Raw genomic sequence first — 19,939 nt, 5'->3', positions numbered from 1 at the left:
AGAGCCGAAGAACCGAAGAACCGAAGAGACGACGAAGACGGACGCCGGGGAGCGCATATGCACATCAGGGGCGACCACGTCGAGCTGGTCGTCGGGGGCCGCCTCGACGTCCGCAGCGCGGCGGACGCCCGTACGGTCCTGCACTCGGCCGTCGACGACGGAGTCGGCGACCTGGTGCTGGACCTGTCCGAACTGGACTCCTGGGACGCCACCGGACTCGGCGTGATCATGGGGGCCCACCGGCGGGCCGGCCGCTGCGGCCGGCGGCTGGTGCTGCGCGGCGTACCGCCGCAGATGCAGCGCCTGCTGGTGGCCACCCGGCTGCACCGGATCCTGGCCATCGAGGGCGGCATCGGCGTGGAGACCCTGCCCAGGGTGTGACCCCTCGGCGTGCCGCCCAAGGGATGGGACGCCACGTACCGGTGCGGCCGGGGAGACCCGGACACCCCTCGGCGAATCGCCCGACGCACGCAATCCTCACGAGACTGTGACGTCTCGGACGGGCCGGTACCCCGGACTGTCGGAGATACTGAGCGAAGGTTTAGGGTCTGGCTGCCCGCTAACTTGCAACCCACTGGCGGGCCCGGACCAGAAGCGACAGCGCGGTGTGCGGCAAGGCCGGGAGGGGTGGTCTCGACCCGGGGCCCGCACACGACGCTTTTGGGGGGCTTGAACCTATGGACCCGAACAACCGGGGACCCGAGGAGCACGGCCAAGACGGCGACCACCAGGCGCCGCGCCCGCGCCCGCCCAGGGACCCTCTCACCTCCGACTTCGGACAGCCCGCGCTCGCCCGCACGGTGCAGCTCGTGTCCGGCGACTTCCTGCTCACCGTCAATCCCGTCGACGGCAGTGAGATCGAGCTCTGCCCGCCCGCGGAGCGGCCCGCCCGGCCCGGGAAGCTCACCGCGGCCGAACGCGCCGAGGCGGAGCGTGCCGCGCGGCCGCCCGTCCCACCGGGACCGGTGCGGACGGTGCTGGGGCTGCTGGCCCGCGAGGAGGAACGCGAGCGTCTCGTGCGGCTGCTCGCCCGGGGCCGTTCCGTCCGCCTCACCGGCCCCGCCGGGTCCGGCCGCACCAGCCTCCTCGACGTCGTCGCCGAGGACTGCGCGGGGCTCGCACCCGACGGCGTCGTCCGGCTGAACGGCTTCCACCGCACCGCCGACGACCTGCTCCACGACCTCTTCTACGCCGTCCACCGCGCGCCCCTGCACCGCCCGGAGCGCGACGCACTGCTCGGCCGGCTCCGGGAGGTCGGCGCGGTCGTCGTCCTGGACGACGTCGAGTTCGGCGGCGCCGCCCTCGACGAGCTGCTGGACGCCACCCCCGAGTGCGCCTGGCTCATCGGCGCCACCCCGGACGTGCCCGCGCCCTCCGCCGACTCGGCCGTCGAGGAGGTCTTCCTCACCGGCCTGGACCGCTCGGACGGCGTGGAACTGCTGGAGCGCGCCGCCGGGCGCACCCTCACCGAGGAGGAGGCCAACTGGGCCGGCGACCTCTGGTTCGAGTCCGAGGGCCTGCCGCTGCGCTTCGTCCAGGCCGGCGCCCTGCTGCGCCGCCGCGACCGGCAGCGGGCCGGCGCCGACGCGGTCGACGAGTTCGGCGTCTTCGCCGACGCCCGCCCGGCCGACGACACGCCCTACGACGCCGCCGAGGCCGACGACGTACCCCTGCCGTCCCTCGGTGAGGCCGCGGCGCCCGCACCGCTGCTCGCCTCCCGGCTGAGCGCCTCCGCCCGCACCACCCTGGAGCTCGCCGTAGCGCTCGGCGGCGAGGTGCCGCACCAGGCGCATCTGCCCGCCCTGGTCGGCGACACCCACGCGGACGCCGCCCTCGGCGAGCTGACCGACTGCGCAATGGTCTCGCCGGTCGGCTCCCGCTACCGGCTCGCCGCCGGTGTGCTCACCCAACTGGAGGACGCCGGATACGCCGACGAGGTACGGGAGCGGGCGCTGGCCGCGGCCCAGCACTACGCCTGGTGGGCCGGGCACCCCTCGGTCACCCCGGAGCGGGTCTGCGCCGAGGCCGACGCCGTGCTGGCCGCGCTGGCCGTGCTGGCGCCGGCGACGACCCCGCCCGCGGACGACGAGGAGAGCCCCGCCGTCCAGCTCGCCCGCACCGCGGCGCCCGCGTTCGCCGCCGGGCTGCACTGGAGCGCCTGGGAACGGGCGCTGCGCTCCGGCACCGAGGCCTCCCGGCTCGCCGGGGACGTCGCGGAACAGGCCTACTTCCACCACGAACTCGGGGTCCTCGCGCTGTGCGAGGGACAGCTCGACCGGGCCCGGGCCGAGTTGGAGGCGTCCATCGGGCTGCGCGGCGCGCTGTCCGACAAGCGCGGCGCCGTCGCGGGCCGCCGTGCCCTCGCGCTGGTCTCCGACCGGACCGGGGACACGCCCGGCCTCGGCACGGGAGCGGGCGTGTTCGGTGCCGTCGGTGCCGCTGCCGGACTCGGCGCCGCCGGCGTGGGACCCGGCCCCGGTCCGACCGCGGGGGAGGAGGTGCCCGACGCCCGGAACGAGGAGTCGGCGTCGCCGCCCGCCGGTGTACCCGCGCCCTTCCCGCCGCTCCAGCCGCCCGCGCAGTCGCCGACCCTGGTCACCAGCCGGGAGACGTCCCCCGGACCGTCCCGCAAGGCGGGCGTCGGCATCAAGGGCTTCGCGCGGCGCAATCTGGTTGCCGCCGGAGCGGGCGCGCTGCTCGTCGCCGTGCTCGGCACGGTGGTGACCCTCGGCGCCACGTCGGAGAACGACGCCGGCGACCCCTCCGACCAGGTCGGCGTCAACCCGTCCGCCAGCCAGGGCGTCGACGACGGCAGCCTCGGCGCGGACCGGCCGTCCGACGACGGCGCCAACCCGGAAGACACCGCCCGGCCCACCGACCCCGGCCCGGACGGCACCCTCGGCACGTCGGACGACCCGGCGCCGAGCGAGTCGCCGAGCCCCTCGGACGACGCGAGCGGCTCGGGCGAGCCCGACGCCCCCGGCTCACCGGGTCCGGGTGACTCGGACGAGCCGGAGGACCCGACCTCGTCGTCCAGGCCGCCCACGTCCAGCGCGCCGCCGCCGGACCCGTCCTCGCCGGATCCCACCGACACCGAGCCGGACCCCGACCCCACCACGCCGACCGGCGACCCCGACCCCAGTCCCAGCCAGACGGAGACGGACGATCCTCCGTCGACCAGCCCGTCCACGTCCGACACGGCCAGCGGACCCGGCACGCCCCCCACCACCGCCGGCTCCCCGGCCGGTACCGCGACCGCGTCGCAGAGCAGCACCGCGACCGGCGGCACGGGCACGGGGACGCCGAGCGGTCCGGGCCCGGCGACGGGTCAGATCATCTGACGCTCCCGGAACGGCTCCCGGAACGCCTTGCCGGAACAGCACGGGACAGAGCACGGGACAGCACGGGACAGCACGGGAGGGCCGGGTCCGCCACACGGACCCGGCCCTCCCGTAACGCCGTACGTGACGTCCGTTCAGAACAGCCGCAGCTTGTCGTCCTCGATGCCCCGCATGGCGTTGTAGTCCAGCACCTGGCAGCCGATGCCTCGGTCGGTGGCGAGCACGCGGGCCTGCGGCTTGATCTCCTGGGCGGCGAACACGCCCCGCACCGGGGCGAGATGGGGATCGCGGTTCAACAGTTCCAGGTAGCGCGTGAGTTGCTCCACGCCGTCGATCTCGCCGCGCCGCTTGATCTCGACCGCTACGGTGCGGCCCTCGGCGTCCCGGCACAGGATGTCGACGGGGCCGATGGCGGTCATGTACTCGCGGCGGATGAGGGTGTAGCCCTCGCCGAGGGTCTCGATACGGTCGGCGAGCAGTTCCTGGAGGTGTGCTTCCACGCCGTCCTTGATCAGGCCGGGGTCCACGCCCAGTTCGTGCGAGGAGTCGTGGAGGATCTCCTCCATCGTGATGATGAGCTTCTCGCCCGCCTTGTTGACGACGGTCCAGACGCCCTCCTCCTCGCCCGCGCCCTCCTTCAGGGTGCAGGGCGGCGACATCCAGTTGAGGGGCTTGTAGGCCCGGTCGTCGGCGTGGATCGAGACGCTGCCGTCCGCCTTGACCAGGATCAGCCGGGGAGCCGAGGGCAGGTGGGCGGTGAGCCGTCCGGCGTAGTCGACGGAGCAGCGGGCAATGACGAGACGCATGGTCGGCAACGCTACTCGACGCGCCCGGCCCGACGCGATTCGCCCGTGCCGGGACGGCTCCGGACGCTGTCCCGCTTCTCCCATTGGCCCCAACTTGCACACTGGCCGATTGTGGGCCTACGGGATGGTGCCCATCTGGGCATTCTCCTGGTGCCGTCCCGATCGGTTGCTTACGGTATTGAACGGGAGGTCGCGAGGTGTGTACTCAGCGTGTTCGAAATCGCCCTCCCGCTAACTGTCCGGCAACCCCTGTCAGTCGGGGGTGCGAGAGGAGAACCCATGTCGCTCGACGTCTCACCGGCCCTACTCGAACAGGCCGAGCGAGGCGAGGTCGACGAAGCAGCCTTCGTCGACTGCGTCCGGACTTCCCTGCCCTACGCATGGGAGATGGTCAGCTCCCTGGTGGCACAGCTGAAGGTCGACGGCGGAGCGTTCGCCGACAACCAGACGCCCCCGCCGGACGAGCAGGCGCGCGGTCAGCTGCTGCGTGCGCTCGCGAGTGACGCCATACGCGGTGCACTGCAGCGGCACTTCGGTGTGCGGCTGGCCTTCCAGAACTGCCACCGGGTGGCGGTGTTCCCGTTGGACTCCTCCGTCGACGAGAAGCTGACCCGTTTCACCTCGGTGCGCAGCCAGGTCCTGAACCAGTCGCCCGAGTTCCGCGACTGCTGACCTCACGGTCGTCCGCTTGCCGTTCCGTACGCGGGAGGTGCAGTTCCGTACCGGAGCGGCAAGCTCATCGCCCAGGTGCTCAGCGGAGTTGGGGGAGTACCTCGGCCCCGAGCCGCCGGACGTTCTCCTCGGTCGCCGCGAGGTCTCCGGACCCCTCGACGAGCAGGGCGAAGCGGCTGATGCCGGTCCGCTCGCCGGTCGCCGCGAGCCGGTCCGCGCAGAGCCGGGGCGGGCCCACCGGGTGCAGTCCGCAGAGCAGTTCGGTGTAGGCGTGCGGGTCGCGCATCCGCCGGGCGCGGCCGTCCACCGTGACATGGGCTCCCAGTCCCTGCCGCAGCCAGCCGGGCATCGCCTTGAGCAGGGTCTCCGCCGCGTCGACGCGCCGGTCCGCGATCTGGCAGACGCCGGCCGAGACATGGGCCGCGCCGCGGATCTCCGCGGCCGGGCGTCCGGCCGCGCGGGCGTGCTGCCGCCACAGCGCGACCATCTCGGCCTTCTCCTCGTCCCCGACGTGCATGCCGAGCAGCATCGGCAGCCCTCGCTCGGCCGCCATGCGCACGCTCGCCGGGGAGGTGCAGGCGACGACCACCTCGGGGCCCGCGCCCTCCGTGAGGGACTCCGACGGGCGCGGGACGACGGGCACCTCGCGGAACCGGAAGCGTTCGCCCGAGGCGCCGACGGCCGGTTCGCGCAGCCAGCGGACCAGCAGATCGAGTGACTCGGGGAAGTTCTTCTCGTACGCCTCGAGCCCCGCGCCGAACACCTCCAGGTCCACCCACGGGCCGCCCCGGCCCACGCCCAGCGAGAACCGGCCGCCGCTCGTGACGTGCAGCAGCGCGGCCTGCTCGCCGAGCGCCACCGGGTGGGCGGTGGGCAGCACGCTGACCGCGGTTCCGACCCGGATGCGACGGGTGCGGCCCAGCAGCAGCGCGGCCAGCGTGACGGCCGACGGACATGTGCCGTACGGCACGAAGTGGTGCTCGGCCAGCCAGACCGCGTCGAGCCCCGCCTCCTCGGCGACCTCGGCCGAGCGGACCGCGCGGTGCAGCGCCTCCCCCTGGCCCTGGCCCGGGAACTGGGCGCCCAACACGAAACTTCCTACGCGCATTGCTTTCCTGCTTCCTCGGCCCCGACACGGAGCTCCCCCACAGGGCATAACCGTCTGACACGTGCCGAGGACACGGCCGGGCGAAGAGATTTGCGGATTGTCTGCAGAATCAGCCGTGTGGAGGTCCTCGGCGGGCCCCGGGGCGGCTCAGCGCAGGGGAGTTGCGGTGGTTGGCGGCGTACGCGTACCCCTGTCCGTGCCGCGTAGGCTGGTCGCCGCCCGTATTCCCTGTATAGCTCCGTGAGGTGTTCTGTGTCCCCGCGTCGCAACCGACCCAAGGGAGCCGGTTCGTCCGGCCGGAGCGCCGAGGCGGACGGCTCCGGCCGGTACGGCGGCTGGCAGTCGTCGGAGACCTGGCGGGGCGACGACTGGAGCGTACGGCACGTGGCGGGCGCGAGCGCGCACGGGAAGTCGTACCGATGCCCGGGCTGCGACCAGCTCATTCCGGACGGTGTCCCGCACGTGGTGGCCTGGCCCGCGCACTCGGGCGTCGACGACCGCCGGCACTGGCACAAGGCCTGCTGGAACGCGAAGGACCGCCGCACCACGCGGGTGCAGCGGTCCCGTAACGCGCCGAAATTCTGACCGCGCGGGGTCAGACGTCCCGCTTCTCCAGCAGCGCGAAGGCGCCGGCGAACGCGGCGGCCGTCACCCCGAGCATGATCCACAGCGGGTCCCAGCCGGACGGGCCGGACTCGCTGAGCGAGTTGGCGTAGAAGATGCTCATCTGGTTGGGGATCGAGTACTCGAACAGCGCCTGCTGCACGTCCCTCAGCGACTCCGAGAACATGAACAGCGCGATCACCAGCGGGGCGAGCAGCGCCCCGATCATGATCGTGATGGCACCCGCCGAGTGGCGGATGATCGAGCCCATGGCCAGCGCGAGCAGCCCGAGCAGCGCCACGTAGAGCGAGACGCCGACGGTGCCCTTCAGCCACTCCCCGCCGGTGGGGTCCGAGGCGCCGTTGCCCTCCAGCAGCGCCACGTGCATCAGGCCGATGAGGGAGACGGACACCAGCGTCACCACGAAGGCCACCAGGAAGAACACGATGCCCTTGGCGGCGAGGACGCGGCCGCGACTGGGGCAGGCGGTCATCGTGGTCCGCACCATGCCGGTGCCGTACTCCGAGGCGGTGGTCAGCACGCCGAGGGTGATGAGGCAGATGCAGCCGAGCAGCAGGCCGAAGAAGCCGAGGCTGAGCGCGCTCTCACCGGCCAGGTCGGTCGAGGAGCTCGCCACCACCAGGCCGGTCAGCAGGCCGATGCCGACGACGAGCAGGACGAACACGCCCAGCGTCCACATCGTCGAGCGCACCGACTTGATCTTCGTCCACTCGGACGCGAGCGCGTGCCCGAGGTGCGTGCGCACCACCGGGATCGGCGACGTGTAGGTCGGGTACGGCGACCCGGGCGCCGCCTGCCAGTCGGGTGCGGCCTGCTGCGTCGGGGGCTGGGGCGTGCTCATCGTGCGTCCTCGGGCTTGGTCGGGTCGGTGACGGGCGCGGGGGCGGAAGTGGGCGAGGGGGCGGCGACGGGCGGCGCGGGTGCCTGGGCCGGCGCCTGCGGGGGCTGCGGGGCTTGCGGCGCCTGCTGTGCCGCGTACGGGTTGGCGGACTGCCCGCCCGGCACCGCACCGGGAGCGGCCGGGGCGCCGTACGGTCCCGCCGGGGCCTGGCCCGGCCCGCCCTGCGGCGCCGGGAAGGGCTGATGGCCCTGCTGGGGCGGCGGCGGGGCGTACCAGCCGGGCTGGCCCTGTCCGGGCACCGGCATCGGCGGCTGCGCGCCGGGCGGCAGCGGCTGCTGGAGCCCGGCCTTCTGGTCGGCGGTCGACCGGTAGTCGACGGCGCCCTGGGTCATCCGCATGTAGGCCTCCTCCAGCGAGGCCTGGTGCGGCGAGAGCTCCCACAGCCGTACGTCGCCGCTGTGCGCGATGTCGCTGATCCGGGGGAGCGCCAGCCCGGTCACCCGCAGCGCGCCGTCCTGCTCGGACATCACGTGCCCGCCCGCCTCGGTCAGCGCGGACGTCAGCTTCTCGCGCAGCTGCGGCTCGCCGTCCGGCGTCCGTACGCGCGCGAAGTCGGCGGAGTTGGCCGAGATGAAGTCCTTCACGCTCATGTCGGAGAGCAGCTGACCGCGCCCGATGACGATCAGGTGGTCGGCGGTCAGCGCCATCTCGCTCATCAGGTGCGAGGAGACGAAGACGGTACGGCCCTCCGCCGCGAGCGCCTTCATCAGGTTGCGCACCCAGTGGATGCCCTCGGGGTCGAGGCCGTTGACCGGCTCGTCGAACAGCAGCACCTGGGGGTCGCCGAGCAGCGCGGCGGCGATGCCGAGCCGCTGGCCCATGCCGAGGGAGAAGCCCTTGGAACGCCGCCGGGCCACGTCCTGGAGGCCGACCACACCGAGCACCTCGTCCACGCGCCGGGCCGGGATGCCCGACAGCTGGGCCAGGCTCAGCAGGTGGTTGCGGGCGGCCCGGCCGCCGTGCACCGCCTTGGCGTCGAGCAGCGCGCCGACCTGGCGGGGGGCGTTGGGCAGCTTGCGGTAGGGGTGGCCGCCGATGGTCACGTGCCCGGCGGTGGGGTTGTCGAGGCCGAGGATCATGCGCATCGTCGTCGACTTGCCCGAGCCGTTGGGCCCGAGGAAGCCGGTGACGGCGCCGGGCCGCACTTGGAAGGAGAGGTTGTACACAGCGGTCTTGTCGCCATAGCGCTTGGTCAGGCCGACAGCCTCGATCATGCTCCGCACCCATCGGAAGGTTCAGGACAGCAGGGCACACGCCCCCGTAAGGGTTAGGAGGATATCGAGGCGCTGACGGTTCCGTTCAAGCCCGGGCAAAATCCGGGCTCGGACGGAACCCTTCCAGCGTCTGCCCGCTCCTCAGGCGTCCCGCTTCTTGAGCACAACGTACCCGCCGACGAGGGCCGCGATCACCCACAGGGCCATGATCCCGAGGCCGCCCCACGGACCGTAGGGGACGTCGTCGTCGATCGGCGCGACCACCTGCATGATCTTGCTGCCGGCCTGGTCGGGCAGGAACCGGCCGACCTTCTCCGTCGCCGGGACGTTGCCCAGGATGTTGGAGATCAGGAAGAAGAAGGGCATCAGGATGCCCAGCGACAGCATCGGCGAGCGCAGCATCGCGGCGACGCCCATCGAGAACACCGCGATGAGGGTCATGTACAGGCCGCCGCCGATGACCGCCCGCAGCACCCCCGGGTCCCCGATCGAGGCCTTGAGATCGCCGAGCATCGCCTGGCCGAGGAAGAACGTGGCGAAGCTGGTGATCATGCTCACGACGAGCGCGAGACCGGTGGCCACCGCGATCTTGCTGAACAGGAAGGTGCCGCGCCGCGGAACGGCGGCCAGCGAGGTGCGGATCATGCCGGAGCTGTACTCGTTCGCCACGACCAGGACCCCGAACACGATCATCGCCAGCTGGCCGAGGCTCGTCCCGGCGAAGCTGATGAAGGTCGGGTCGAAGGTGAGCTGGTCCTGCTCGCTCATGTTGCCGAACTCGCTCTTCGACAGCGCCGAGATCAGCATGCCGAGGGCGATGGTGACGACCACGGCGAGGCCCAGCGTCCACACGGTGGACGCGACCGACCGGATCTTGGTCCACTCGGACCGTACGGCCTGTGTCGCCGCCATGCTCATCCCTTCCTCCAGTCGCTGCCCCACTGCCGCTGTCCCTGTTGCTGCTGTTGCTGCTGTTGCTGCTGTTGCGGCTGTTGCGGCGGTACCGGACCGGGCGGCTGCCCGTCGTGCGCGTGGTACTCCACGGACTCCGCGGTCAGCTGCATGAACGCCTCCTCCAGCGAGGCCCGCTGCGGGCTCAGCTCGTACAGCACGATCTGCTGCCGCGCCGCCAGCTCGCCGATGGTCTCGGCCTTGTCGCCGTCCACCTCGAGGACTCCGTCGCCGGACTCGACGACCGTGACGCCCTCCGCGTGCAGGACATCGAGCAACTGCTCGCGCTGCGGGGTGCGGATCCGTACGTAGCTGCGCGAGTTCTCCGCGATGAACTCGGCCATCGAGGTGTCCGCCAGCAGCCTGCCCTGGCCGATGACCACCAGGTGGTCGGCGGTCAGCGCCATCTCGCTCATCAGGTGGGAGGAGACGAAGACCGTACGGCCCTGGGAGGCCAGGGTCTTCATCAGGTTGCGGATCCAGTGGATGCCCTCGGGGTCGAGGCCGTTGACCGGCTCGTCGAACATCAGGATCCGCGGGTCGCCGAGCAGTGCGCCGGCGATGCCGAGCCGCTGGCCCATGCCGAGGGAGAAGCCCTTGGTCTTCTTCCGGGCGACCGCCGTGAGCCCGACCGTGTCCAGCACCTCACGCACCCGGCTCGCCGGAATGCCGTTGCTCTGGGCGAGACACAGCAGGTGGTTGTAGGCGCTGCGCCCGCCGTGCCAGGCCTTGGCCTCCAGCAGCGCGCCGATGTACGTCAGCGGGTCCTTGAGCTGGTCGTAGTGCTTGCCGTCGATCCGGACGTCCCCGGCGGTGGGCCGGTCCAGGCCCAGCACCATCCGCATGGTGGTCGACTTGCCCGCGCCGTTGGGACCGAGGAAGCCCGTGATGATGCCCGGTCTGACGGTGAAGGAGAGATTGTTGACCGCCACCTTCTCGCCGTACCGCTTGGTCAGCCCCTCGAGCTCGATCATGGCGCCCACGCTAAAACGTGACGAAGCCCTCTGCCACCCCAGTGACAGAAGGCTTCGTACTTGTTACGCCCTTGTTGGGCCGGCGTACGCCCCGCGTCAGCGGGACTGCTGGGCCGGCACCCCGCGGGAGACGGGCTCGTCCTCGGCCGGCGTACCGGCGGCGGCCACCGCGGCGCCCGTGAGGGTCGCCAGCATCTCGCGCACGTTGGTGAGCTGCGCGTTGATGGAGTCGCGGCGGTTGGTGAGGGCCGCGAGCTCGCGCTCCGATTCCGAACGGATCCGGTCCGCCTTGGCGTTGGCGTCGGCCACGATGTCCTCGGCCTGGCGCTGCGCCGTCTCGACGGTCTGGCGGGCGCGGCGCTCGGCGTCCGTGCGCAGCTTCTCCGCCTCGAGGCGAAGCTGCTCCGCGCGGTGCTCGATCTCCGCGAGGCGCTTCTCGGCCTTGGCCTGACGGGAGGCCAGGTCGCGCTCGGACTGCTCGCGGCGCTTGGCGAGGTTCGTCTCGAAGTCGGCGGCGGCCTGCGCGGCCTTGGCGCGGGTCTCCTCGAAGAGGGCGTCCGCCTCCTCGCGTTTGGACTGCGCGTCCTTCTGCGCCTCGGAACGCAGCTGCGAGGCGTCGGTCTTGGCCTTCTCGACGATCCGGACGCCCTCGTCCTCGGCCTTGGACTTGCGCTCGGCGGCGTACGACTCCGCGTCGTTGCGCACCTGCTGGGCCGCCGACTCGGCGAGCTCGCGGTGCTGCTCGGCCGCGCGCCGGGCCTCCTCGCGCAGGTCCTTCGCCTCTTCCTCGGCGAGACGCAGGATCTTCTCGACCCGGGCGCCGAGACCGGCGTACGACGGCTCGGCGTCGTTGACCTGGGCCTGGGCGTTCTGGGTTTCGAGGTGGAGCTCCTCGATGCGCTTTTCCAGAGCGGTGATGCGGGCGAGAGCGCTGTCACGGTCGGAGACGAGCTTGGAGATACGTTCGTCCACCTGAGCGCGGTCGTACCCACGCCGCACAAGCTCGAAGCCGTAGGGGGAAGTGTCGCTCATGGGGTTCCTGTCGAAAGAGACCGGTGAGGTGATAGAGGGAATCCTAGGCGCCAATGCGGTGTGTCATCGAGCGGATGCACGTTTGATACGGAGAATGACACCTCTTTTGGGTGGCTGACCCACGGATGGCTTGCCAAAGTTCTGGTCAAGGGTCTGGTCAGGACTCCGGCCAAAGATCTCCAGCAGACACCGAATCCGCCCCGAAGGCTAGCCGTCTGACGACTTGCCACCCGAACGTGGGGCCCCCACCGTGGCACCGGCCTTGACCCCGTTGTCCTTGCCGCCGCCCGTCGGCGCCTCGAAGGACTCCAGTGCCTCCAGCACGTCCTGCACCCGGGAGATCTCGGCGTTGATGTCCTCGCGGCGCCGCACCAGGATCTCCAGCTCGCGTTTGCCCTCGTCGACCGTGCGCCGGGCCTCCCGGACCGCCTCGGCCTTGAGCTCCTCGGCCTCCCGGACCAGCGTGGCCTTCTTCTGCTCGGCCTCCTTGAGCAGCCCCTCCGCCTTCTTGACGGCGGCGATGCGCACCTTGCCGGCCTCGGAGTTGGCCTCCGACACCAGCTCCTTGGCCTTCGCCTCCGCCTTGGCGAGCTGCTCCTCGGCGGCCTTGACGAGCGCGTCGCAGCGGTCGCCGGCCGACTTCATCGTCTCGGCGGCCTCGCGGCGGGCCCGCTCGTGCAGTTCCTCGATCTCGGAGGTGAGCCGCTCGCGCAGCTCCTCCGCCCGCTCCCTTATGGCGGTCGCGTCCCGGCGGGCGCCGACCAGCAACTCGTCCGCGTCCGTGCGGGCCTTCTCCACCCGGGTGTTGCCCTCGACCGTCGCCTCCGAGACGATCCGGTCGGCCTCCGTGCGGGCCGCGCCGACCATCGTGTCGGCCTGCGACTCGGCGTCCGCGGTGGTCTTCTGGGCCTGTTGCCGGGCCTCGGTGAGCAGCTTGTCGGCCTCTGCCGTGGTCTCCGTGATGAGCGTGTCGACCTGCTCGGCCGCCTCCGAGCGCCGCTTGTTGGCGTCCTTGCGGGCCTCGTCGAGGGTGCGCTCGGCCTCCTCGCGGGCGGCCGTGGTGACGCGCTCGGCCTCCGCCGCCGCCTCGGCCCGCACCCGCTCGGCCTCGGTGCGGACGCGCTCGGCGTGCTGCTGGGCGGAACCGACCGTCTCGGCGGCCTCGGCCCGCAGCCGCTCCGCCTCCCCGGCGGCGTCCGAGACCAACTGCTCGGCCCGGGCACTGGCCTCGGCCCGGACCCGCTCGGCCTCGGCGACCGTCTCGGTCCGCAGCCGCTCCGCCTCGTCGACCGCCTCCGTCCGGACCCGCTCGGCCTCGTTCGCCGCCTCGGTGCGGACGCGCTCCGCCTCCGCGACCGTCTCCGTGCGCAGCCGGTCGGTCTCGGCGACCGTCTCGGTGGTGAGCCGCTCCGCCTCGGAGCGCGCCTCGGTGATCAGGGTGTCCGCCTGCGTCGCCGCGTCGGACCGGATGCGGTTGGCGTCCTCGCGGGCGTCCGCCCGGGTGCGCGACGCGGACTGCTCGGCCTCGGCGATGGTGTCGGAGGCCTCGGTGCGCACCCGCTGGGCGTGCTCGGAGACGTCCGTACGGATCCGGTCGGCCTCCGTGATGGCCTCGGACACGGTCCGCTCGGCCAGCGCCTTGGCGGCCTCGGTCTCCTCCTGCGCCTCGCGCCGCAGCCGTCCGGCGTCCTCGCTCGCGCGTTCCCGCTCCGCGTAGGCGTCCGCGCGGACCCGGTCCGCCTCCTCCTCGGACTCGCGCCGGGTGCGCTCCGCCGCGTGCTCGGCGGCGCTGCGCAGCCCGGTGATCTCCTCCTGCGCCTGCTCGTGCAGCCCGGCGACCGACTCCCGTACCTGCTGCGCGTGCTGCTCGGCGGCCGACACCATCTCGGTCGCGCGCCGGTCGGCCTCCTCGACCAGCCGGGTCGCCTCGGCCTGGGCCTCCTCCACGCGGTTGCGCGCCGAGGCCAGCAGCTCCTCGCTCTGCTCGCGGGCCCGCTCACGCTCCTGGTCGGCCTCCTGCCGGGCGGAGCCGAGCAGCTCCTCGGCCTCGCGGCGGCGCCGGGCGGCCTCCTCCTGCGCGGCGGCCAGCGCCTCCGACGCCTCGGCGGCGATGCGCTCGGCGGCGGTCTGCGCCTCCGCCCGCACCCGGTCGGCGCTCTCCTGCGCCTCCGACTTCAGCCGCTCCGCCTCGCTCGCGGCCTCCGAACGCAGCCGTACGGCGACGGCCTCGCCCTCCGCACGGGAGGCGGAGGCGTCCGCGGCGGCCTCGGTGCGCAGCCGCTCGGCCTCCGTCTCGGCCTGCTCCTGGAGCGTGCGGATCCGCTCCGCCGCCTCGGTGCGCAGCCGCTCGCTCTCCTCGGCGGCCTCGCGGCGGGTCCGCTCGCCCTCCTCACGGGCCTCGGTCAGCGCCTCCTCGGCCGCGGTGCGGCGCTCCTCGGCCTCGGTGTGCAGTCGCGTCAGCTCCTCGGCGGCCTCCGCCTGCCGGGCCTCGACGGCGCGCTCGGTCGCCTCGCGCAGCTCGCGGGCGGCCCGCTCGGCCTCCGCCTGGAGCTCCTCGGCACGCTCGGCGGCCTCCGCGCGGTGCCGTTCGGCCTCGGCGCGGGTGCGCTCCAGGGTCTCCTCGGCCTGCCTGCGCAGGGTCGTCGCCCGCTCGATGGCCTCGGTGCGGACCTTCTCGCTGTCCGTCGTCGCGGTCTGCCGCAGCTCGTCGGCGTCCGCCTTGGCCTTGGCGAGCAGCTCCTCGGCGGTCTTCGCCGCCTCCTCGATCTGCGCCACGGCCTCCTTGCGGGCCTCCGCGCGGATCTTCTCGCCCTCTTCGACCGCGTCGGCCCGCAGCTGCTCGGCCTCGCCCCGCAGCCGGCGCGCCTCCTCCTGGAGTTCGACCGTCTTGGCGCGGTACTCCTTGGTGTCGTCCTTCGCCGCGCCCTTGAGCTGCTCGGCGATGTCGTGCGCCTCGCCGCGCAGCCGGTCCGCCTCGGCCTCGGCCTCGCCGCGGATCCGCTCGGCCTCCTCGGCGGCGGCCTTCGTGGTCCGCTTGGCGTCTTCGGACGCCTTGTTCAGCACGTCCTCGGCGGTCTTGGCCGCCTTGGACAGCTGGGTGGCCGACTCCTCGGCGGTGAGCGTACGGGCCTTCTCGACGGCCTCGGCGACGATCTTCTCGGCCTCGGCCCGGGCGTCCGCGACGAGCTGCTCGGCCTCGGTCCTGGTGCTCTCGGCGTCCTTGGTGGCCTCGCCGACCAGCCGGGCGACCTGCTCCTTGGCGGTGCGGGTGCGCTGCTCGTTGGTCTGCTCCGCGCTCGCGAGCGCCTTGGCCGCGGACTCCTTGGCCTCGGCGACCACCTTCTCGGCCTCGGCCTGCGCCTTGCGCAGCGCCTCCTCGGCCTCGGACATCCGCTGCTCGGCGGCCCGGCTCAGCTCCTGGACCTGGCGGCGGGTGGACTCCGACTCGGTGGCGGTGGAGCTGCGCAGCTGCTCGGCGTGGTCGGTGGCCTCCTGCGCCTGTGTGGAGGCGGCGTTCAGCAGCCGCTCGGCGTCCGCGCGGGCACGGCGCAGGATCTGCTCGGCCTCGGCGCGGGCGCTCTCGGCGTCGTTCTGCAACCGCTGCCGGGCCTCGGAGGTGAGCCGCTCCGCCTCGGCGCGGGCCGTGGCCATGGCCTGCTCGGCCTCGGCACGGGACTCGTCGAGCAACCGGCGGGCCTGCTGCTCGGTGCGGGCGCGCAGCTGCTCGGCCCAGGCCACGTTCTCGTTGACGTGCGACTCGACGGTCTGCCGGCGTTCGGCCAGCTCCTGGTCGAGCTGCTGGCGCCGGGTCACCGCCTCCTGGTGCAGCTCGGCCTGGAGCCGGGCGGCCTGCTCGGCGTGCTCCTGGAGGATGCGCTGCGTCTGCGCCCGCGCCTGGCTCAGCTCCCGCTCGGCGTCCGCGCGCAGCTGGTCGGCCTGCGTCTGCGCGTTGCGCAGCAACTGCTCGGCCTGGTACCCGATGTCGCCGCCGTCGAAGGCGGGCCGGGACATGATGGTGCGCCGCGCCTCGTGCAACTTGGCGCGCAGCACCTCGACCTGGTAGCCGAGGTCCTCGGCGTGCTGGATCGCCTTTTCCCGCTCGGTCTTCAGCCGCTTCATCTCGGCCTCGAACCGAGAGAGGTGGTCGACGTCAGCCGCCGGCTCTCGCTCCTGGCTCTCGTAGCCCCGCACTGCGCGGTCCCATCCGTCCCCTGGTCGCAAACTTCCCGAACGAGCTCCGTCCGTCCGCCGGACGGGGCCCCCGGGGAATGGTGTCAGATCAACGGCGGAGCACGCGCTTCTGCCCCGGCGTTGGCCCCCCGAAACACGACCCCGGCGGTCCCGCCACCACAGACGACAGGACCGGGTCACCCTGGACTGAGCGGCGACCGCACCCAACCCTACCGGCCCATATGTACGAGAGTCAGTGCTCAGGTGACTCAACGGCCGCCGAAGTGACCAGTTCCGTCAGTACGCCGTGGCAGTCCTTGGGGTGCAGGAAGGTGATCCGCGACCCCATGGAACCTCGCCTGGGCTCGTCGTACAGAACGCGCACGCCCTTGTCCCGGATGTCCGCGGCGTCCGCGTCCACGTCCGCCGTACCGAACGCGATGTGGTGGACGCCCTCGCCGTTCTTGGCGAGCCACTTGCCGACCGCGGAGTCCTCCCGGGTCGGCTCCAGGAGCTGGAGGTACGAGGCGCCGCCGTCCGACGTACCGTTGATCTTGAGCATGGCCTCCCGCACACCCTGCTCCTCGTTGACCTCGGTGTGGAACACCTCGAAGCCGTAGGTGGCACGGTAGAACTCGACGGTCGTGTCGAGATCGTGGCAGGCGATTCCGATGTGGTCGATTCGCGTCAGCATGGATTCAGTGCAGCGCGCGGGAGGTGGTTACGCAACGTGCGCGCGATCACACCGACCGCCGGGTGACGGGCGGGATACCGCTCAGTACATTCGAGTAAACCCTCGTTCACTCCTCGGCCTGTGCGGGCCGGAAAAGGGGATCGCAGCTCATGTCTTCCGCAACTTCTGGAACGAACGGCACGACCTCCGTCGTCGTCGCGGGTGCCCGCACCCCGATGGGGCGGCTGCTCGGCTCGCTGAAGTCCTTCTCCGGGGCCGACCTCGGCGGCTTCGCCATCAAGGCCGCCCTCGACCGCGCGGGGATCGGCGGCGACCAGGTCCAGTACGTGATCATGGGCCAGGTGCTCCAGGCCGGCGCGGGACAGATCCCGGCGCGTCAGGCCGCCGTCAAGGCCGGCATCCCCATGAACGTCCCGGCGCTCACCGTCAACAAGGTGTGCCTCTCCGGACTCGACGCCATCGCGCTCGCCGACCAGCTCATTCGCGCCGGCGAATTCGACGTCGTGGTGGCCGGCGGCCAGGAGTCCATGACCAACGCCCCGCACCTGCTGCCCAAGTCCCGCGAGGGCTACAAGTACGGCGCGGTCCAGATGATCGACGCCATGGCGTACGACGGCCTGACCGACTCCTTCGAGGGCGTCGCCATGGGCGAGTCCACCGAGAAGCACAACACCCGCCTCGGTATCGAGCGCGGCGTCCAGGACGAGATCGCCGCCCTCTCCCACCAGCGCGCCGCCGCCGCCCAGAAGAACGGCGTCTACGAGGCCGAGATCACCCCGGTCGAGATCCCGCAGCGCAAGGGCGACCCGGTGCTGTTCAGCAAGGACGAGGGCATCCGCGGCGACACCACCGCCGAGTCGCTGGGCAAGCTGCGCCCGGCCTTCTCGAAGGACGGCACGATCACCGCGGGCTCCGCCTCGCAGATCTCCGACGGCGCCGCGGCCGTGGTCGTCATGAGCAAGGCCAAGGCGCAGGAGCTCGGCCTGGAGTGGATCGCGGAGATCGGCGCGCACGGCAACGTCGCCGGGCCGGACAACTCTTTGCAGTCGCAGCCCTCCAACGCGATCCGGCACGCCCTGAAGAAGGAGGGCCTGGAGGTGTCGGACCTCGACCTGATCGAGATCAACGAGGCCTTCGCCGCCGTCGCCGTGCAGTCAATGAAGGACCTCGGCGTGTCCACCGAAAAGGTGAACGTCAACGGCGGTGCCATTGCCCTCGGCCACCCCATCGGCATGTCCGGCGCCCGCCTCGTGCTGCACCTGGCGCTGGAACTGAAGCGGCGCGGCGGCGGGGTCGGCGCGGCGGCGCTGTGCGGCGGCGGCGGCCAGGGTGACGCGCTGATCGTGCGGGTGCCCAAGGCCTGAGTCCGGGCCACCGGGTGACGGCCCGAGGAACGACCCGGGCCGCGACTTCTCACTGAACGGAGCTGTGATGCAGGACGTCTCCTCGCTGGTCGCCCAGGCCAGGGAAGGCCGGCCGCGGGCCGTGGCCCGGCTGATCTCCCTGGTGGAGGGGGCGTCCCCGCAGCTCAGGGAGGTCATGGCGGCCCTGGCACCGCTGACCGGCGGGGCGTACGTGGTCGGTCTGACCGGCTCGCCGGGCGTCGGCAAGTCCACCTCCACCTCGGCGCTGGTCACGGCGTACCGAAGGCAGGGCAAGCGGGTCGGCGTCCTCGCCGTCGACCCGTCCTCCCCCTTCTCCGGCGGCGCCCTGCTCGGCGACCGCGTCCGGATGTCGGAGCACGCCTCCGACCCGGGCGTCTACATCCGCTCGATGGCGACCCGCGGCCACCTCGGCGGCCTCGCCTGGGCGGCGCCGCAGGCGATCCGCGTCCTCGACGCGGCGGGCTGCGACGTGGTCCTGGTCGAGACGGTCGGGGTCGGCCAGTCGGAGGTCGAGATCGCCTCCCAGGCCGACACCTCCGTCGTCCTCCTCGCCCCCGGCATGGGTGACGGCATCCAGGCGGCCAAGGCCGGAATCCTGGAGATCGGCGACGTCTACGTCGTCAACAAGGCCGACCGCGACGGCGCGGACGCGACCGCCCGCGAGCTGAACCACATGCTGGGCCTGGGCGAGGCCCGCGGCCCCGGCGACTGGCGCCCGCCCATCGTCAAAACGGTCGCCGCGCGCGGCGAGGGCGTCGACGAGGTCGTCGAGGCCCTGGAGAAGCACCGCGCGTGGATGGGGGAACGGGACGTCCTCACCGAACGCCGCCGGACCCGCGCCGCCCGCGAGGTCGAGACCATCGCCGTCACCACCCTGCGCGAACGCATCGGCGACCTGCACGGCGACCGCCGCCTCGGCGCGCTGGCGCAGCGCATCGTCGCGGGTGAGCTGGACCCGTACCGCGCGGCGGACGAACTGGTGGCCGGACTGACGAGCGGCTGACGCCGAGCCCCGAAACCCGGTGCGGCCGCAGCGCCGCGCCGGTACGTCGATCCGCGTGTTCCTCCTCTTGGCCCAGGGCCCGCCCCGCACGCGACCGCCGCACCCGGCCGTCGCGCGCTTCGGCGTCCCCTCGTCGCCTCCCTCGCGGGCGTCTCCGCCGGGGCGGGGCGGTGGGACCGCTGGTGGAACGGCTGCCGCTGCCGGCGTGCTTCGCGGTGTCCGGGGCGGTCTCCGTGGCGGCGGCGCCGGCGTCGGGGCGCCGCCGTGGTCGGTCCACCGGGCGGCCGGGGCCGCTCAGTCGTCGTCCGAGCCGGAGTCGTCGGAGTCCGGGTCGCCGGAGTCCGGGCCGTGTGAGCGATCGGCCGTGACCTCGCCGGTCTTCAGGTCGACGCGCCAGTCCTGCCCGGCCTTGCCGGAGGAGCGGGTCTCGACCTCCCAGGCCGCCTTGCCGTCGCCGTGGTAGCCGTCGTCGTCCAGTTCCACGGAGGTCACGGTGCCGTGGCCGGCGGCGGCCCTCGCGGCCTCGGCGGCGTCCACGGACGTGCCCTCGAGCGCGGCCCGCACCTCGTCGGTGTCGTCCTCGTCGTCCTTCTCCGAGCCGAGGACCCCGCCGGTGGCCGGGTCGATGCGCACGCTGTGCCAGGTGCCGTCACCGGAGAGGACGTCGACCTCCCAGACCGCCCGCTCGCGGTCGTCGTCGCCGTCCTCGTCGTCCAGTTCGGCGGAGACGGCGGTGCCCGGCGCCTTCTTCAGCGCGGTGGCGATGGCGTCGGCGGCCGTCACCTGCGCGGACGCGGCCCGCGCACCGTCCTCGTCGCGGTCACGGGAGCCGTCCCGGTCGTCGGCGCCGGCGTCGTCGGCGTCGTCATCGGAGTCCGTCCGGTCGTCCGCGTCCTCACGCGCGTCGTCCGCGTCGCCGTCCGAGGCCCGGACGTCCGACTGACGCGTCGTACCGGGGTCGTCCCCCGTGGTCGCCAGGGCCGTCGCCGTACCGCCTCCGATCAGTGCGGCGGCGGTGACGGCGGCGATCACGATGTTGTGCTTCATGCTGATTCCTCCCGAGT

General features: G+C 72.8%; 16 protein-coding genes. 6 read left to right on the top strand and 10 right to left on the bottom strand.

The features are described 5' to 3' along the window. The first annotated feature begins 57 nt into the window (after positions 1–57). The gene (locus ACZ4V1_RS20785; protein WP_003973611.1) at positions 58–381 is read left to right on the top strand and encodes an STAS domain-containing protein; all 324 of its coding nucleotides are present in this window, start codon (positions 58–60) and stop codon (positions 379–381) included. Positions 382–677: 296 nt separating this feature from the next. After that, on the top strand, positions 678–3,341 hold the full coding sequence (locus ACZ4V1_RS20780) for an ATP-binding protein (RefSeq protein ID WP_468338074.1): 2,664 nt from the start codon (positions 678–680) through the stop codon (positions 3,339–3,341). A gap of 134 nt (positions 3,342–3,475) precedes the next feature. On the opposite strand, the gene nucS is transcribed toward ACZ4V1_RS20780, so the two are convergent. Continuing rightward, the gene (nucS, locus tag ACZ4V1_RS20775; protein WP_468338071.1) at positions 3,476–4,147 is read right to left on the bottom strand and encodes an endonuclease NucS; all 672 of its coding nucleotides are present in this window, start codon (positions 4,145–4,147) and stop codon (positions 3,476–3,478) included. A 279-nt stretch (positions 4,148–4,426) separates the two neighbouring features. On the opposite strand from nucS, the gene ACZ4V1_RS20770 reads away from it, so the two are divergent. Continuing rightward, on the top strand, positions 4,427–4,819 hold the full coding sequence (locus tag ACZ4V1_RS20770; protein WP_055421911.1) for an SCO5389 family protein: 393 nt from the start codon (positions 4,427–4,429) through the stop codon (positions 4,817–4,819). 79 nt (positions 4,820–4,898) lie between these two features. Here ACZ4V1_RS20770 and ACZ4V1_RS20765 read toward each other — a convergent pair whose 3' ends face one another. Then, the gene (locus ACZ4V1_RS20765) at positions 4,899–5,927 is read right to left on the bottom strand and encodes an LLM class flavin-dependent oxidoreductase (RefSeq protein WP_468338068.1); all 1,029 of its coding nucleotides are present in this window, start codon (positions 5,925–5,927) and stop codon (positions 4,899–4,901) included. 252 nt (positions 5,928–6,179) lie between these two features. On the opposite strand from ACZ4V1_RS20765, the gene ACZ4V1_RS20760 reads away from it, so the two are divergent. After that, positions 6,180–6,512, top strand: coding sequence for an ATP/GTP-binding protein (locus ACZ4V1_RS20760; protein ID WP_468338065.1), 333 nt, complete (start codon positions 6,180–6,182; stop codon positions 6,510–6,512). 10 nt (positions 6,513–6,522) lie between these two features. On the opposite strand, the gene ACZ4V1_RS20755 is transcribed toward ACZ4V1_RS20760, so the two are convergent. From ACZ4V1_RS20755 to mce, 7 genes are all read right to left on the bottom strand, one after another. Continuing rightward, positions 6,523–7,392: an ABC transporter permease gene (locus ACZ4V1_RS20755; protein WP_468338062.1), complete on the bottom strand. Its 870-nt coding sequence runs from the start codon at positions 7,390–7,392 to the stop codon at positions 6,523–6,525. Then, on the bottom strand, positions 7,389–8,666 hold the full coding sequence (locus ACZ4V1_RS20750) for an ABC transporter ATP-binding protein (protein ID WP_468338059.1): 1,278 nt from the start codon (positions 8,664–8,666) through the stop codon (positions 7,389–7,391). The genes ACZ4V1_RS20755 and ACZ4V1_RS20750 overlap by 4 nt, the downstream gene beginning before the upstream one ends. A gap of 141 nt (positions 8,667–8,807) precedes the next feature. Beyond that, complete coding sequence (locus tag ACZ4V1_RS20745) at positions 8,808–9,584, bottom strand: ABC transporter permease (RefSeq protein ID WP_468338056.1); 777 nt, start codon at positions 9,582–9,584, stop codon at positions 8,808–8,810. Beyond that, positions 9,581–10,591 (bottom strand): ABC transporter ATP-binding protein, encoded by a 1,011-nt coding sequence (locus tag ACZ4V1_RS20740; RefSeq protein WP_468338053.1) that lies wholly within the window; start codon positions 10,589–10,591, stop codon positions 9,581–9,583. The genes ACZ4V1_RS20745 and ACZ4V1_RS20740 overlap by 4 nt, the downstream gene beginning before the upstream one ends. Positions 10,592–10,687: 96 nt before the next feature. Next, positions 10,688–11,623: a cellulose-binding protein gene (locus ACZ4V1_RS20735; protein ID WP_468338051.1), complete on the bottom strand. Its 936-nt coding sequence runs from the start codon at positions 11,621–11,623 to the stop codon at positions 10,688–10,690. 207 nt (positions 11,624–11,830) lie between these two features. Beyond that, positions 11,831–15,814 (bottom strand): polarized growth protein Scy, encoded by a 3,984-nt coding sequence (gene scy / locus ACZ4V1_RS20730; RefSeq protein ID WP_468338048.1) that lies wholly within the window; start codon positions 15,812–15,814, stop codon positions 11,831–11,833. 232 nt (positions 15,815–16,046) lie between these two features. Continuing rightward, positions 16,047–16,487 (bottom strand): methylmalonyl-CoA epimerase, encoded by a 441-nt coding sequence (gene mce / locus ACZ4V1_RS20725; protein ID WP_468338046.1) that lies wholly within the window; start codon positions 16,485–16,487, stop codon positions 16,047–16,049. Between the two features lie 149 nt (positions 16,488–16,636). Between mce and ACZ4V1_RS20720 the strand changes: the two genes are divergently transcribed. Next, positions 16,637–17,851, top strand: coding sequence for an acetyl-CoA C-acetyltransferase (locus tag ACZ4V1_RS20720; RefSeq protein WP_468338043.1), 1,215 nt, complete (start codon positions 16,637–16,639; stop codon positions 17,849–17,851). Between the two features lie 67 nt (positions 17,852–17,918). After that, positions 17,919–18,875: a methylmalonyl Co-A mutase-associated GTPase MeaB gene (gene meaB, locus ACZ4V1_RS20715; RefSeq protein WP_468338040.1), complete on the top strand. Its 957-nt coding sequence runs from the start codon at positions 17,919–17,921 to the stop codon at positions 18,873–18,875. A gap of 294 nt (positions 18,876–19,169) precedes the next feature. On the opposite strand, the gene ACZ4V1_RS20710 is transcribed toward meaB, so the two are convergent. Next, on the bottom strand, positions 19,170–19,922 hold the full coding sequence (locus tag ACZ4V1_RS20710; RefSeq protein WP_468338037.1) for a PepSY domain-containing protein: 753 nt from the start codon (positions 19,920–19,922) through the stop codon (positions 19,170–19,172). Between the last annotated feature and the right edge of the window lie 17 nt (positions 19,923–19,939).

The organism is Streptomyces sp. NPDC028991, from assembly GCF_055564775.1.
The sequence above is the reverse complement of the archived record's forward strand: the minus strand, read 5'-3'. Positions and strand labels throughout refer to the sequence as shown.

Excerpts from the sequence above, each read along its gene's own strand:
- ACZ4V1_RS20785 (WP_003973611.1), top strand. The coding sequence starts at position 58 with ATGCACATCAGGGGCGACCACGTCGAGCTGGTCGTCGGGGGCCGCCTC.
- ACZ4V1_RS20780 (WP_468338074.1), top strand. The coding sequence starts at position 678 with ATGGACCCGAACAACCGGGGACCCGAGGAGCACGGCCAAGACGGCGAC.
- nucS (WP_468338071.1), bottom strand. The coding sequence starts at position 4,147 with ATGCGTCTCGTCATTGCCCGCTGCTCCGTCGACTACGCCGGACGGCTC.
- ACZ4V1_RS20770 (WP_055421911.1), top strand. The coding sequence starts at position 4,427 with ATGTCGCTCGACGTCTCACCGGCCCTACTCGAACAGGCCGAGCGAGGC.
- ACZ4V1_RS20765 (WP_468338068.1), bottom strand. The coding sequence starts at position 5,927 with ATGCGCGTAGGAAGTTTCGTGTTGGGCGCCCAGTTCCCGGGCCAGGGC.
- ACZ4V1_RS20755 (WP_468338062.1), bottom strand. The coding sequence starts at position 7,392 with ATGAGCACGCCCCAGCCCCCGACGCAGCAGGCCGCACCCGACTGGCAG.
- ACZ4V1_RS20750 (WP_468338059.1), bottom strand. The coding sequence starts at position 8,666 with ATGATCGAGGCTGTCGGCCTGACCAAGCGCTATGGCGACAAGACCGCT.
- ACZ4V1_RS20745 (WP_468338056.1), bottom strand. The coding sequence starts at position 9,584 with ATGAGCATGGCGGCGACACAGGCCGTACGGTCCGAGTGGACCAAGATC.
- ACZ4V1_RS20740 (WP_468338053.1), bottom strand. The coding sequence starts at position 10,591 with ATGATCGAGCTCGAGGGGCTGACCAAGCGGTACGGCGAGAAGGTGGCG.
- ACZ4V1_RS20735 (WP_468338051.1), bottom strand. The coding sequence starts at position 11,623 with ATGAGCGACACTTCCCCCTACGGCTTCGAGCTTGTGCGGCGTGGGTAC.
- mce (WP_468338046.1), bottom strand. The coding sequence starts at position 16,487 with ATGCTGACGCGAATCGACCACATCGGAATCGCCTGCCACGATCTCGAC.
- ACZ4V1_RS20720 (WP_468338043.1), top strand. The coding sequence starts at position 16,637 with ATGTCTTCCGCAACTTCTGGAACGAACGGCACGACCTCCGTCGTCGTC.
- meaB (WP_468338040.1), top strand. The coding sequence starts at position 17,919 with ATGCAGGACGTCTCCTCGCTGGTCGCCCAGGCCAGGGAAGGCCGGCCG.
- ACZ4V1_RS20710 (WP_468338037.1), bottom strand. The coding sequence starts at position 19,922 with ATGAAGCACAACATCGTGATCGCCGCCGTCACCGCCGCCGCACTGATC.